General features: G+C 40.2%; 15 protein-coding genes and 5 tRNA genes. 12 read left to right on the forward strand and 8 right to left on the reverse strand.

Features of this window, described 5'->3' with window-relative positions; genetic code table 11:
• Positions 1–7 precede the first annotated feature (7 nt).
• The 6 genes from AC0L3Y_RS09860 to hpf form a co-directional block, all read right to left on the reverse strand.
• A complete protein-coding gene (locus AC0L3Y_RS09860; RefSeq protein ID WP_473461674.1) occupies positions 8–328 on the reverse strand; it encodes a TusE/DsrC/DsvC family sulfur relay protein in 321 nt (106 codons plus the stop codon).
• Positions 329–333: 5 nt separating this feature from the next.
• A complete protein-coding gene (locus AC0L3Y_RS09865) occupies positions 334–630 on the reverse strand; it encodes a DsrH/TusB family sulfur metabolism protein (RefSeq protein WP_473461681.1) in 297 nt (98 codons plus the stop codon).
• 18 nt (positions 631–648) lie between these two features.
• Positions 649–996 (reverse strand): DsrE family protein, encoded by a 348-nt coding sequence (locus tag AC0L3Y_RS09870; protein ID WP_473461686.1) that lies wholly within the window; start codon positions 994–996, stop codon positions 649–651.
• A 4-nt stretch (positions 997–1,000) separates the two neighbouring features.
• On the reverse strand, positions 1,001–1,393 hold the full coding sequence (gene tusD / locus AC0L3Y_RS09875; RefSeq protein WP_473461692.1) for a sulfurtransferase complex subunit TusD: 393 nt from the start codon (positions 1,391–1,393) through the stop codon (positions 1,001–1,003).
• A 116-nt stretch (positions 1,394–1,509) separates the two neighbouring features.
• Positions 1,510–2,166, reverse strand: a complete 657-nt coding sequence (locus AC0L3Y_RS09880; protein WP_473461695.1) for a Bax inhibitor-1/YccA family protein — start codon at positions 2,164–2,166, stop codon at positions 1,510–1,512.
• Positions 2,167–2,375: 209 nt separating this feature from the next.
• Positions 2,376–2,699, reverse strand: a complete 324-nt coding sequence (gene hpf, locus AC0L3Y_RS09885) for a ribosome hibernation-promoting factor, HPF/YfiA family (RefSeq protein ID WP_473461702.1) — start codon at positions 2,697–2,699, stop codon at positions 2,376–2,378.
• 256 nt (positions 2,700–2,955) lie between these two features.
• Between hpf and AC0L3Y_RS09890 the strand changes: the two genes are divergently transcribed.
• The 11 genes from AC0L3Y_RS09890 (at position 2,956) to AC0L3Y_RS09940 (ending at position 9,784) form a co-directional block, all read left to right on the forward strand.
• Positions 2,956–3,831: a DnaT-like ssDNA-binding domain-containing protein gene (locus AC0L3Y_RS09890; RefSeq protein WP_473461706.1), complete on the forward strand. Its 876-nt coding sequence runs from the start codon at positions 2,956–2,958 to the stop codon at positions 3,829–3,831.
• Positions 3,832–3,898: 67 nt separating this feature from the next.
• The gene (locus tag AC0L3Y_RS09895) at positions 3,899–4,549 is read left to right on the forward strand and encodes a replication protein P (RefSeq protein WP_473470612.1); all 651 of its coding nucleotides are present in this window, start codon (positions 3,899–3,901) and stop codon (positions 4,547–4,549) included.
• A 120-nt stretch (positions 4,550–4,669) separates the two neighbouring features.
• On the forward strand, positions 4,670–5,311 hold the full coding sequence (locus AC0L3Y_RS09900) for a response regulator (RefSeq protein WP_473470613.1): 642 nt from the start codon (positions 4,670–4,672) through the stop codon (positions 5,309–5,311).
• An 18-nt stretch (positions 5,312–5,329) separates the two neighbouring features.
• Complete coding sequence (uvrC, locus tag AC0L3Y_RS09905) at positions 5,330–7,153, forward strand: excinuclease ABC subunit UvrC (RefSeq protein ID WP_473461711.1); 1,824 nt, start codon at positions 5,330–5,332, stop codon at positions 7,151–7,153.
• 54 nt (positions 7,154–7,207) lie between these two features.
• The gene (pgsA, locus tag AC0L3Y_RS09910) at positions 7,208–7,768 is read left to right on the forward strand and encodes a CDP-diacylglycerol--glycerol-3-phosphate 3-phosphatidyltransferase (RefSeq protein ID WP_473461718.1); all 561 of its coding nucleotides are present in this window, start codon (positions 7,208–7,210) and stop codon (positions 7,766–7,768) included.
• A 96-nt stretch (positions 7,769–7,864) separates the two neighbouring features.
• Positions 7,865–7,939, forward strand: a tRNA-Gly gene (locus AC0L3Y_RS09915).
• A 23-nt stretch (positions 7,940–7,962) separates the two neighbouring features.
• Positions 7,963–8,036 (forward strand) — tRNA-Cys (locus tag AC0L3Y_RS09920).
• An 11-nt stretch (positions 8,037–8,047) separates the two neighbouring features.
• Positions 8,048–8,133 (forward strand) — tRNA-Leu (locus AC0L3Y_RS09925).
• A gap of 183 nt (positions 8,134–8,316) precedes the next feature.
• Positions 8,317–8,457 carry an Arm DNA-binding domain-containing protein gene (locus tag AC0L3Y_RS09930; RefSeq protein ID WP_473470614.1) on the forward strand — a complete coding sequence of 47 codons (141 nt, stop codon included), beginning with the start codon at positions 8,317–8,319 and terminating at the stop codon, positions 8,455–8,457.
• 351 nt (positions 8,458–8,808) lie between these two features.
• Positions 8,809–9,261 (forward strand): hypothetical protein, encoded by a 453-nt coding sequence (locus tag AC0L3Y_RS09935; protein ID WP_473461723.1) that lies wholly within the window; start codon positions 8,809–8,811, stop codon positions 9,259–9,261.
• 94 nt (positions 9,262–9,355) lie between these two features.
• A complete protein-coding gene (locus AC0L3Y_RS09940; protein ID WP_473461728.1) occupies positions 9,356–9,784 on the forward strand; it encodes an acyl-CoA thioesterase in 429 nt (142 codons plus the stop codon).
• Positions 9,785–9,873: 89 nt separating this feature from the next.
• Here AC0L3Y_RS09940 and AC0L3Y_RS09945 read toward each other — a convergent pair.
• Together AC0L3Y_RS09945 and AC0L3Y_RS09950 are read right to left on the reverse strand one after the other, a co-directional pair.
• Positions 9,874–9,958, reverse strand: a tRNA-Leu gene (locus AC0L3Y_RS09945).
• A gap of 87 nt (positions 9,959–10,045) precedes the next feature.
• Positions 10,046–11,272 carry an EAL and HDOD domain-containing protein gene (locus tag AC0L3Y_RS09950; protein WP_473461734.1) on the reverse strand — a complete coding sequence of 409 codons (1,227 nt, stop codon included), beginning with the start codon at positions 11,270–11,272 and terminating at the stop codon, positions 10,046–10,048.
• A gap of 285 nt (positions 11,273–11,557) precedes the next feature.
• On the opposite strand from AC0L3Y_RS09950, the gene AC0L3Y_RS09955 reads away from it, so the two are divergent.
• Positions 11,558–11,633: transfer RNA gene (locus tag AC0L3Y_RS09955), tRNA-Ala, on the forward strand.
• Positions 11,634–11,832 lie beyond the last annotated feature (199 nt).

Consider the following 11,832-nt stretch of genomic DNA (forward strand, 5'->3'; position numbering starts at 1 on the left):
TTTTCTTTTATAGACAGTTAGCGGGCTTTGGTAGGCCTGCTATCTTTGCTGCCAATTTTGGTGGGCTACCAGGGAAAAGGGTCATAAGGTAAATGCTCCGGCCTTTTTCTGCACCGAGTTTTTTGCTAACGGCTTTGACCAGTGGACGCATTGCTGGTGAGACTTCGAATTCTTTGTAAAACTCACGTAACAAATAAATGATTTCCCAGTGGGCCTCACTCATTTCTATATCAACATCTTTTGCCAATTGTTCAGCCAGCACTGGCGTCCAATCTTGTAAGTTTAGTAAATAACCTTCTTCGTCTAATGAAACTGCATGATTTTTCATTGTCATTACCAGCTTATGTTTATGTTGGCTGAAAAAGTTATATCTACCCATTCTTCGTCAGATAGTGGCAGGCCAATATCAGCAGACAAACCATAGGCTGCTGCATCACTTTGAAGGTAATAAAGTTTGATTTCTTTCTTTTCAATCATTTTTTTTAGTGCGCTGGAAAAAGTATCGGATTGCTGGGTTCGTAAAAAACCTTCCTCGATGAGAAGGATTTGGTCTCCAGTTTGTAAGCTGTTTTGCCATGTTGCTTCCAGTGTTGATGGGTAGGCAAGTTGATTGATTTGATGAAGTCGCATAATTAAAAACCGAAAAAGTTAAAATCGAAAAATCTGTTTGTAGTTCGAAAACATGGTTTGCCATTGAGTTGTATCAAGTGACCTAATACCTTTCCAAGAGGTCTCTGTATCCGTCCAGTTGCTGTCTTTTTCAATGAAGATGTTTTCTATATCGTAAAACTCTAAGCCATCTAGAAGCTTGTGAAGGTTTTTACCATGCTCTATGGTTGGGTTTTGCTTACCAGTTAAAATGGAAAGTGCGGCACCAGAAAGGCAAAGGTCAACAGATTGTTCAAATGTTGCTAATACTAAGGCGAGATCTAGGCCTTCTTTGCAAGCTAAGCTTGAGTATGGACTGCTGTTTAGGTGGATTAAAGTATGTTTCATATGTTTACCTAAACTGGACGACTTTGTTAGTGGTGTTCATTAAATCTACTAAAGTGCCTAGACCTTCTAATTGGAAATGCTCCGCTAAAGTATGTTGCTCTAGCTCGTAACGGCGGCTTTCGCTTTCGTTAATAATGCCACGACGAACCGCAGCAGCGATGCAAAGGTACAAGGGGATATCATGCTCTTTGGCTATTTCTTGCCAAGCTTTAGTAATGTTTATTTCATCTCTTGGTGGTTGTGCTGTTTGATTGCCGATCAGCACCGCGTCTTCATAAAAAAACACGCCTTTTATGCAATGTGGGTATTTACTGGTGGCAGCTTTAATAAAGCGAAGGGCTGTGTGGCATGCCTTACTTTGATAAGGCGAACCTGTAATGAGTAAAGTGTATTGCATTAAAAATAGCCCTTGATGAAGCAATTCTGATGAAATAAGCAGATTGCAAAGTTTACACATAAAAAAGGCCGCAGTCAGCGGCCTTTTCATTTTCGTCCTATTAAGTGAACGATGTTTTAATCGTCGCGAGCCATGCCAAGCAAAGATAAGATGCTTAGGAACATGTTGTATAAAGAAACATACAAGTTCACGGTGGCGATGATGTAGTTTGTTTCACCACCGCGTACGATTTGGTTTGTTTGCAGCAAAATGATAGCCCCAGAGAACAAAGCAAAACCCGCTGAGATGAATATTTGCAATGCAGGCATTTGAACAAAGAAGCCTGCAATGACAGCAAATAATAGAACGAAGAAACCAACAGTGATAAATCCATTAAGGAAGCTGAAGTCTCTTTTTGAAATCAATGCATAAGCAGATAGGCCCATGAAGGACAAGCCTGTGATGCCTAACGCCGACATGATTAAACTTCCACCACCTGGTAAAGTTAAATACATGCTTAAAATGGGGCCAAGAGTTAATCCCATAAAACCAGTCAAGGCAAAAACGCAAAGGATGCCTAAAGAGCTGTTTTTGAATTTATGAGTTAGAAATAACAATCCGTAAAAGCCAACTAAAGTAACAATTAGGCCCGGATGAGGCCAGTTCATTGATACGCTTAATCCAGCAATTAATGCACTGAACAAAAGGGTTAGTGACAATAGTCCATATGTATTGCGAAGCGTTTTATTTGCCGTTTGTGACGATTGTGTCGAAAGGGCTTCTGTGTAACGCATGGTGATTACTCCTATTAAGTTTATAACCATTACTAGGACATAATATGCGGTTGAAAGTTTCAAACTTCAAGCTCGATTTTCTATCTATAGGTTAAAAGTAGAAAAACGGTATTAAAAAAGTGTTGAAATTAGATAATAAAGACAAGAAAACATCCCCGAAAGGTGATGCTTTCTAAACTATTAATATTAACTTTTTTGCAAAAGTTTATTCAAGCTTCAGGTTTTTGTGCTGTTTTACTACTTGATATGGCAAGTTTGGTTTTGTGTTTTCTGATTTGCCTAGTGAGCTTGTTTATCATGGTGTCTATAGCGTGGAATAGTCTATTTTTAGTAGAGGCCATGACAAAAATTTCTTTTCCCAGTAGATGTATTCGAGCTTCTACTTTTTGATGTTTATTGTCTTTTAATAGGGTTACATTGATCGAGATGATCTGATCTGTAAGTTGGACAATTTTAGTAAGTTTTTCGTTGATGTGTTCTTTGATTGCTGGGGTTATGTGGATATGGTGTCCAGATATTTGTGTGACGTGCATACTACTTTCCTCCTAAATATTGTTTTTCGAGAGAAGCGCAATTTACGCTGGCGCTAGTGCCAAGATAAATATTTGTTGCTATTCCAGCATAGGAGCGTCTCAGTACCCTGTCAAAGAAAACACAGTGCTTACTGAGACTTTGTTTATCAAAATCGACTTGGTTATATCTTTTCTTACTAAGTTCTTGTTGAAGGTTATCGTGCTTATGGAGATGGCTTTTGATAGACTATTGAGCTAATCATGCGAAGCGAGATTTATGTTGGATAACGACTATACATTGCCGATATCATTTTCAATGGCAGCCCAAATTGGCTTAGAAGAAACGGTATTACTAACGTTTCTAAAGCAGCAGGCTTATCTTGTGAGCTCGAACGTTCTACGAGTCGAGATGAGCCAATTAAGTACACAGTTATCATTTTGGACTGTTCCTATTCTCATGCGTTTGTTGACTAACTTACAAATGAGTCAGTTGCTCAGTTTTCAGCGCCAAGAAAAAATTCTAGAAATTCACTTGGCATCAGCACAAAAAACAGCGCAATCGGTTCAGCCAACAGCAGAGCTTGAATCAAAAGACGATGCTTTGATGAGCAAGATGGATCGTTTGCATAAAGCGTCCCGAGAAAAGTCGGAGGAGTTTACCCCTCAACCAAAAGCTTATTCAGTGAAACAGCCTGCTCGTCAATATGATGCGCCTTCTTACTCTGTTGCAAATCAACGTCCAGCGACGAACCAACGATCAGTTGGAAACGGTCACTCGGGGAATATTCATCCAGTTGCAAATGACCGTCGTGGTGTGACAGATTTTGATTTATATTTAGAGCAGAAAGAACGAGCTCGACAGCCCGATCAGTGGCAGCCAGAAGAAGCGACGCTTGAACAAATCGCGCAATCTGGAGTGACTCGAGAGTTTGCCTTATCTTTGCAAACGGAGTTTTTGTTAAGGATCAAAGAGCAGCGCAAGAATGTTAGAACTTGGAACAGCGAATTTTTTAAATACGTAAAACGTCAGTGGCAGTACAAACAATCGGATCGATCTTCATATGAAGGAACCTCAGGCAGTTCAAAATTTACTAAAACCTCTAGAGAACAAGTTAGCGACGCCCTCACAAACATACACGACACAGACTGGTGAGTCAGGGCAGACGAGCCGCGAATCGGGTCCTACTGAAGCTGAGCAACAAACGCGAGTTCTAGTGAATATGCTGTTTGCTCGTTTTAAAGCAATTTATACTCATAAATTTGCTTCAGCTTACAGTAATCCTGATGAGGTAAAGTTAGCGAAACGTGAATGGGCGATTGCCTTAAAAGGATTCCAAGAACCTTTATTGGCCTATGCCGTAGAGCGAACCAAAGAAGTGTATGCTTGGCCGCCGACGATTTCTGAGTTTTTAAAACTGATTAGTACAGCTTACAAAGCCTACGGATTAGCAGATCCTCGTTCAGCGTATCTTGAGGCGTGTTCTTGCCGTTCTGATCCATTGAGTTATAAATGGAGTCATCCTGCGGTATTTTTTGCTGGATCTCAGGCCGGCTGGTACAAGATTAAATCAGAAGAAGAGCGTGTCTCTTGGCCCTTGTTTGAACAAAGTTATTTGAAAATTGTTGATAGGGTAATTGCTGGCGAACGCTTGGTAATACCAAAAGTGATCATGATAGAAGATAAGCACACGTTAAGTATTCAGGACCTAACAAGCCAAATAGCGAAAGACTTATCTGTGGAAGAAGAACAAATAGCGCCCTTGCTCTATTATACCCAAAAAACACATGGCTCTGGTGTGCGTCTTCGTTACCGAGAGATCAGCCAGAAAAAACTGGAAAGCATGGGGTATAAAGGGAAACTGCCAGAATAAAGTAATTGATGGGCTTTCGATATGGTCAAGCTTCATCAGATTGTTTTGTGTAGAGGAAAATTATAAGAGACGATGTCTACTAAAGATTATGTAGCATGTGGGGATTTTGGTGGAGTGGTGATGTTAAAAGTATTGATCGTTGACGACCATGATGTAGTTAGCCAAGGGATTAGTCGCGTATTGCAGGATGTTCAAGGTGTTGAAGTTGTCGGTGTCGTCCATAGTGGCGAAGAGGCCATTATTCAATCTCGAGTTCTGCTTCCCAACATCATCTTAATGGATGTTCATATGCCTGGCATCGGTGGTTTGGGCGCAACAAAAGAAATTAAACGCATCTTACCAAAAACCAAAATCATTGCCTTGTCTGCGTTAGACGATAACCTCTATCCTGTGAAATTATTAGAAGCAGGAGCTTCTGGTTATCTTACTAAGGGAGCCAATACATCTGAGCTATTAGAAGCTATTGATGTTGTATCAAAAGGTGAGCATTACATCTCTAAAAGCATTGCTCAAAAAATGGCTTTGTCTAAGTTTTCTATTGATGGGCAAGGTTCTCCCCTAGGTCAATTGTCTGACAGAGAGCTGCAAGTGGCACAAATGATTGTAGATTGTAAAAAATCCAATGAAATTGCCGATCAATTGAACGTAAGTCCTAAAACCGTGAGTACATATCGCACTCGTATTTTTACAAAGCTTAATATCGAGAGTGATGTAGAGCTTATCCACCTAGCTGTGCGTTACAACGTACTTGGTATGGGCTAGACGAAAAACGAGGTTTGTTTGAGTCATTCTGAATTTGATCCTAAACATTTTGTTAGCAACCTAACGACTCGTCCCGGCGTTTATCGCATGTATGATGACAAAGGTGTGTTGCTATATGTAGGAAAAGCTAAAAATCTAAAAAATCGTGTTGCCAGTTATTTTAGAGTGACAGGTTTAACGACTAAAACCATGGCTCTGGTTAGTCGTATTCATACGATTGAAATTGCGGTAACCAAAAGTGAAACGGAAGCACTTTTGCTTGAGCAAACCCTCATTAAGCAACATCGTCCGCCTTATAATATTCTGCTTAGGGATGATAAATCCTATCCGTACATTCTTTTATCTAACCACCATCACCCTGCTTTATTGTTCCGACGGGGTGATAAAACGGACAAAGGTACCTTATATGGGCCTTTTCCAAGTGGTGGAGCGGTAAAAGAAAGCCTGAATACCATGCAAAAGGTATTTAAAGTCCGCCAATGCGAAGATTCTACTTACTCCAATCGATCGCGGCCTTGCTTGCAGTACCAAATTAAACGTTGCTCGGGGCCCTGTGTGGGTTTGATAAGTGATGAAGAATATGATTTGGATGTACGTCATGCTCGCATGTTTCTTCAAGGTAAAGATCAAGAACTCACGGCTGAAATTACGGCTCAAATGAGTGCTGCAGCAGCAGATATGGAATTTGAACGAGCTGCAGAATTGCGAGATCAAGTCATTCAACTTAAGCATATTCAAGAGCAGCAGCACGTTTACGGTCAAACTGGTGATGCGGATGTTATCGCTTCGATAATTCAGCCGGGCGCCTTGTGTGTCCATGTCATGATGGTTCGCAAAGGCAAAGTTATTGGCAGTAAAAGCCATTACCCAAAAATGCCAATAGAAATTACAGAAGGCGAATTATTATCGTCTTTTATTGCGCAATTTTATCTTGGTGGTATTCAAGAGCTGCCAAAAACGCTCATTGTTAGTCATGAATTAGAAGACGGTGACGCCTTAATTGAAGGTATTTTCGAAACGACACAGAAAAAAATTGAAGTGTTGAACAGTGTCAGAGGGCAGCGTGCGCGCTGGTTAGATCTTGCTAAACTCAATGCTGAACAAGGTTTACAGGCTCGTTTATCTGATAAACGAAATCACTTTAGCCGTGTGACTGCATTGCAAAAATTGTTAGGCTTTACTGATCCTCCAAGCCACATGGAATGTTTTGATATCAGTCACTCCAGTGGTGAGGCAACTGTTGCATCTTGTGTTGTGTTTGGTCCAGATGGTCCAGATAAAAAACGTTATCGCTCATTCAATATCGAAGGTGTTGAACCAGGTGACGATTATGGCGCTATGAAACAAGCTCTGACTCGACGTTATAAGCGTGTCAAAAGTGGTGAGTTAGAAGCGCCAGACGTTTTGTTGATTGATGGTGGTAAAGGTCAATTGACACAAGCGGAAGAGGTTTTAAAAGAGTTAGGGTTAGTCAACATTTTCTTATTGGGCGTTGCTAAGGGGGATACTCGTAAACCTGGCCTAGAAACCTTGTATATTGGTTCAAAAGAAGATGAAGTTGTTTTGCCGCCTGATTCATCGGCGTTACACCTGATCCAACATATACGAGATGAAGCTCACCGATTTGCAATAAAGACACACCGACGTAGACGAGATAAGAAGCGTCGACACTCTGTATTGGAAGAGATTCCGGGAATAGGGCCCAATCGACGCAAAGAATTACTCACAGCTTTTGGTGGTTACCAAGAACTTTCATCAGCGAGTCAGGAAGATATCTCCAAAGTGAAAGGAATTAGTGCTAAAAAAGCAGAAGAAATTTATTTATATCTCCATAAAAGTTAAGCTTGATAAAGTTTTGACGTATTTGAAGTATTTAGCGTAATAATTAGGAATAAAATGAACATACCAAACATATTAACGTCCGTACGTATTTTTATGATTCCTATCCTGGTGGCGGTTTATTATCTTCCGTGGGAAGGGCGTTATTACGCCTGTGCCGTTATTTTTGCTCTGGCAGCGATTACAGACTGGTTAGATGGCTTTTTAGCGAGAAAACTTGATCAGACAACACCCTTTGGTGCTTTCTTTGACCCAGTAGCTGATAAGCTCATGGTGTCGATTGCCTTGGTTATGTTGGTGGCGAGCTATGCGAACCCTTTGTTAACTATCGCTAGTGCGGTCATCGTTGGTCGAGAAATTGTGATTTCTGCACTAAGGGAATGGATGGCCGAAATGGGTAAGCGCGCTAGCGTGGCGGTTTCTTATATTGGCAAGTTAAAAACAACCATGCAGATGTTGGCCATTTTTATTCTGTTAGGAAGCCGACCAGAGACCTTCCTTGCTCATATTGGTGAAGCAGTTTTAATCGCTGCGGCCTTGTTAACGCTTTGGTCTATGTACATCTATTTAAAAGCGGCTTGGCCTGAGCTAATGTCCAAAGAGTCGAACGAAAACTAAACAGATTGGAAAAAAATGCCTAAGTTAGTTATTTATTTGGAATTTTCCCTTGACGTGAAAGCTCAAATACATAGAATAGGCACCGTCTTTTGAGACGCGGGAATAGCTCAGTGGTAGAGCACAACCTTGCCAAGGTTGGGGTCGCGAGTTCGAGCCTCGTTTCCCGCTCCAAAGATGAAAAGATTTCTGATAGAGGCCGGATGGCAGAGTGGTCATGCAGCGGACTGCAACTCCGTTAACGCCGGTTCGATTCCGACTCCGGCCTCCAAAATCAGATATGCCCGGGTGGTGAAATTGGTAGACACACAAGACTTAAAATCTTGCGCTTAATAGGCGTACCGGTTCGATTCCGGTCCCGGGCACCATTTATGGTGCCTTTTTTTATGCCCATACCTTTCTAAAAAGCTCTTATCTAGCTCAATCCCTTTAAATATCTAATCTCCAGCATTTTCTTAGTGTTACTTCAAATTGTCAGCTTTTCCGCTTATATACTATCTTTTCTGAAATTCTGCACCGCACATTGAACCGGAGAATATTCAGCGGCGTCTATTTTTAAAACCAATGATGGAACATGGCGCGCTCAAGTTAGCGTGAAAGGTAAGCGTAAGACGAAGCGTGGCTTCTCTACAAAACGTGATGCACAAGCATGGGCGTCTGAATTAGAGCATGAAGTCAAAGAAAGTACTTAACCTAGTGAAGATATCAGAGCATACCTATCTTAGAATCCTGCAAAATCATTTTGAGTAATGATAAATTATCATTAACTGATTGAGATTGAGCTTTTTGGGTGCGCTATTGGTCCTATTGGTCTGCAGAATTAAAGCTTTAGAAAATAGAATTAACGATATCTGTGAAATAGTGTATTAAGCATATTTTATTAATAGATAATCATAAATAAACCGCTTAATTGGCGGTTTTTTTTGTCTTCATTTTTTCGTCTTCCCCTGTGCACCATTTGTAAGCCTCTTTCGTTATCTTGGAAAGAAGCTGCTATGCTTTTCTTTATTAGTAATATAAGTCCGTAGGATGAGGTTGATGGCATGGCGAAGCGTATTTTTGAATTTCAGTTTAAGTCTCTAGCGGTTTTAATATTGGCTATGTTTTTATTTGGCTGTTCTTCTGGAGCTCATGTGATCACTGGTCGGCAGATGCCTGAGTTAGATGTGGATCAAGTGGAGGTGTTTAAAGAGGCTCCATTATTTGATTATGAAGTCATTGGAACGGTACGAGCATCGAGTGATGGGGGTTTTACGGAAGGCTCTAGACAAGAAAAGGCCACTGAAGAATTGAAGAAGCAGGCGGCTAAGATAGGTGCGAATGGCGTTATTTTAGACGAGGTGGCGCAGCTGTCATTTAGACGTTTAGGAACAGGTGTTGGTATTAGTGGTGGCAGTAGTAGTGGGTTGGGGGCTTCTATTGGTTCAAGTTTTTCTTTTCCGACAACTGAGGCGAAAGGCACAGCGATTTATTATGAGGTTGAGGCCGTAAAATAGGTTGGGCTTTTATTCGCTTTTGTATCTGTGTTTTGTCTTGGCTGTGATAGTATTTTTAGATTCTATTTTGTTAAGAGATTAGTTGAGGCGATTTATGTCAGCGTTGCAAGAAAAGGCAAAAGGTCGTCTTACGACTAGGACAGTTGCTATGCCGGGAGACACAAACCCTTCTGGCGATATTTTTGGGGGGTGGGTTGTATCCCAAATGGATATTGCAGCCGGAATATGCGCAGGACAGAGAGCTCAGTCTCGTGTTGTAACTGTAGCACTGGATGGGATGAGTTTTATTCGTCCTGTTAAGGTTGGCGATATTCTAGGTGTTTATACGAGAGTTGAATCTGTCGGCTGTACGTCAATGAATATTCTTGTTGAAGCTTGGGTACGACGCGGTCGTATTGGACATCGCGAGAAAGTGACAGAAGGTATGTTCAAGTTTGTTGCGATTGATGAGTCTGGGAAATCGACGCCAATTCCAAAAGAAGAAGACTTGCCAGATTACGTTAATCAGGGGTTTGATGATTAGTTTAGGTTAAATAGCCTAGGTTGAGTTGCTAAGTGAAAAAGCATTAGATGAAAAAAAAGCGATTACAAATGTAATCGCTTTTTTAATGTTGGTACCAGTAGGCGGACTCGAACCGCCACACCCGAAGGCAACGGATTTTGAATCCGTCGTGTCTACCAATTCCACCACACTGGCCTTGAAAAAGGTGAAATGTATTCTATGTTTTTTTCTATAGGTGTCAATCGTTTAACAGAAAATAAGTATATTTAATTCAATACTTTTTTAGTTAATAGACTTCATTACATCTTCAGACCATAACATGGCATCAAGGAAAGCTCGATTTAGACCCGCTAAATCATCTGCATTCATAGATTGCATGTTGTCCCAATTTTGCTCTTCACAATTTAATGTATGAGTAAGATAAAGTCCTAACTCTCCAGACTGGTTGAGGATAGCTTCTAATATACTCTGTTCTAAGGCTATTTGTTCTAATGCTGTTTTTTTATCTAGGTTGAGCATGGCATCTATTCCCGATAGTAACCCCACCATGAAAGCAGATTCAGACAGTTTTGAGCTTTTATTTTGAGCAAGTAGCTGGCAGCAGCGTCCGCGTGTTAGCAATATTTTCAATAATGAATCAGGTTGATTGGTTGAAGAGGTAATTGTAATTAATAGAGCCCATTTTTTTAATTGTACCAAGCCTAAATAAACAACGGCTTCTTTAATTGAGGTTACTTTTTTAGAAATGCCGCAAACGGGGCTGTTTAAAATACGCAATAGTTGGTAAGACAATTTTGGGTTTTTAGCGACCAGTTTAGCAATGACTTCAACACTGATGTCTTTATTTTGAAGTGCGTTAACGAGTTCAATTGCGCTATGTGCGGCAGAACTAATTTTTTTGCCTTTGATAACTTCCGGTCTATGTAAAAAATAACCTTGAAATAAATCGAAACCAAGTGTTTTGCAAAACTCAAACATAGCGGCGTCTTCAATTTTTTCCGCCAACAAAATTAAACCTCTGCTTTTTAATTCTGCAATTTGCTTTATGTATTCATTTGGCGGTGTCGCTAAAACATCAATTTTTATAATAGAGATCCAAGGAAGTAGGGACTGGTAGTCGGAACTAAACTGATAATCATCCAAAGCAAAGCGATAGCCTGCAGTGCGCCATTTTTTTAAGGCTGTAAGAAATTCTGGTGTGATTTTTTGTTTTTCAAGTATTTCAATATATACAGTGCCAGGATTAATGGGGAAGAAAGCATCGGACAACATTAGTTCAGTTGTCATATTTACAAAGAATGGTTTTCTTAATTGAGATTCCATTTTTGTAATGCCAATACATAAATTGACTAGGACTTGGCTTGTGGCCGCTTCGCCATCAGATACATTGGCATTTAAAGCGTCTTTTCCACGGAATAGGAGTTCATATCCAAAAATTTCCTTTGTTTTTTTGAGTATGGGCTGTTGAGCCATCATTAGATCATCTAAAGTTGTTGGAAACTCGATCATATGCTTCCCTATAATACCTAGCTGTTTTGAATGAATGCCTAATTATTGTGAGTAAATGCTTTGCTTTATAGGGATCTAAAATATTTAAAGAGCCATATATAAGTAGATCTTTATATAAACACATAGCCCACCACTATAACAATTCATTAAAAGTTATGTGTTGTTTTTTGTACATCTTTAATGAAGTCTCGGATTCTCTGCCCTGAATGGAATATTATCTTTTTTTGGGCTCAAAAGTGTTGACACAAAAAGGCTGCCCTCATAGAATTCTTGGCAGTTTTTTTGGGGGCTATAGCTCAGCTGGGAGAGCGCTTGCATGGCATGCAAGAGGTCTGCGGTTCGATCCCGCATAGCTCCACCATTAAACACTTCATCTCCAGAAAAATATCTTCTCAATGCATTGATTTTTTACTCAATTCATCAATATGCAACTTGAATCTAATGTTTTTAATTTAAGTGCTGTTAATAAGTCATAATCCCTTCTTCTTTTTTTACTCGTCCAAGGTTAGGCTTGTTATCGTTTAGATTGTCTAGTTTGACTGTTTTTTAGGAACTATTTT

It is taken from the genome of Marinomonas sp. GJ51-14 (genome assembly GCF_055808695.1).

What these genes read in the sequence shown, in the direction of transcription:
- tusD (WP_473461692.1), bottom strand. Translation starts at nt 1,393, where the DNA reads ATGCAATACACTTTACTCATTACAGGTTCGCCTTATCAAAGTAAGGCA.
- AC0L3Y_RS09935 (WP_473461723.1), top strand. Translation starts at nt 8,809, where the DNA reads ATGGCGAAGCGTATTTTTGAATTTCAGTTTAAGTCTCTAGCGGTTTTA.
- pgsA (WP_473461718.1), top strand. Translation starts at nt 7,208, where the DNA reads ATGAACATACCAAACATATTAACGTCCGTACGTATTTTTATGATTCCT.
- AC0L3Y_RS09940 (WP_473461728.1), top strand. Translation starts at nt 9,356, where the DNA reads ATGTCAGCGTTGCAAGAAAAGGCAAAAGGTCGTCTTACGACTAGGACA.
- AC0L3Y_RS09865 (WP_473461681.1), bottom strand. Translation starts at nt 630, where the DNA reads ATGCGACTTCATCAAATCAATCAACTTGCCTACCCATCAACACTGGAA.
- AC0L3Y_RS09895 (WP_473470612.1), top strand. Translation starts at nt 3,899, where the DNA reads ATGCTGTTTGCTCGTTTTAAAGCAATTTATACTCATAAATTTGCTTCA.
- AC0L3Y_RS09860 (WP_473461674.1), bottom strand. Translation starts at nt 328, where the DNA reads ATGAAAAATCATGCAGTTTCATTAGACGAAGAAGGTTATTTACTAAAC.
- AC0L3Y_RS09950 (WP_473461734.1), bottom strand. Translation starts at nt 11,272, where the DNA reads ATGATCGAGTTTCCAACAACTTTAGATGATCTAATGATGGCTCAACAG.
- AC0L3Y_RS09870 (WP_473461686.1), bottom strand. Translation starts at nt 996, where the DNA reads ATGAAACATACTTTAATCCACCTAAACAGCAGTCCATACTCAAGCTTA.
- AC0L3Y_RS09880 (WP_473461695.1), bottom strand. Translation starts at nt 2,166, where the DNA reads ATGCGTTACACAGAAGCCCTTTCGACACAATCGTCACAAACGGCAAAT.
- hpf (WP_473461702.1), bottom strand. Translation starts at nt 2,699, where the DNA reads ATGCACGTCACACAAATATCTGGACACCATATCCACATAACCCCAGCA.
- AC0L3Y_RS09900 (WP_473470613.1), top strand. Translation starts at nt 4,670, where the DNA reads ATGTTAAAAGTATTGATCGTTGACGACCATGATGTAGTTAGCCAAGGG.
- AC0L3Y_RS09890 (WP_473461706.1), top strand. Translation starts at nt 2,956, where the DNA reads ATGTTGGATAACGACTATACATTGCCGATATCATTTTCAATGGCAGCC.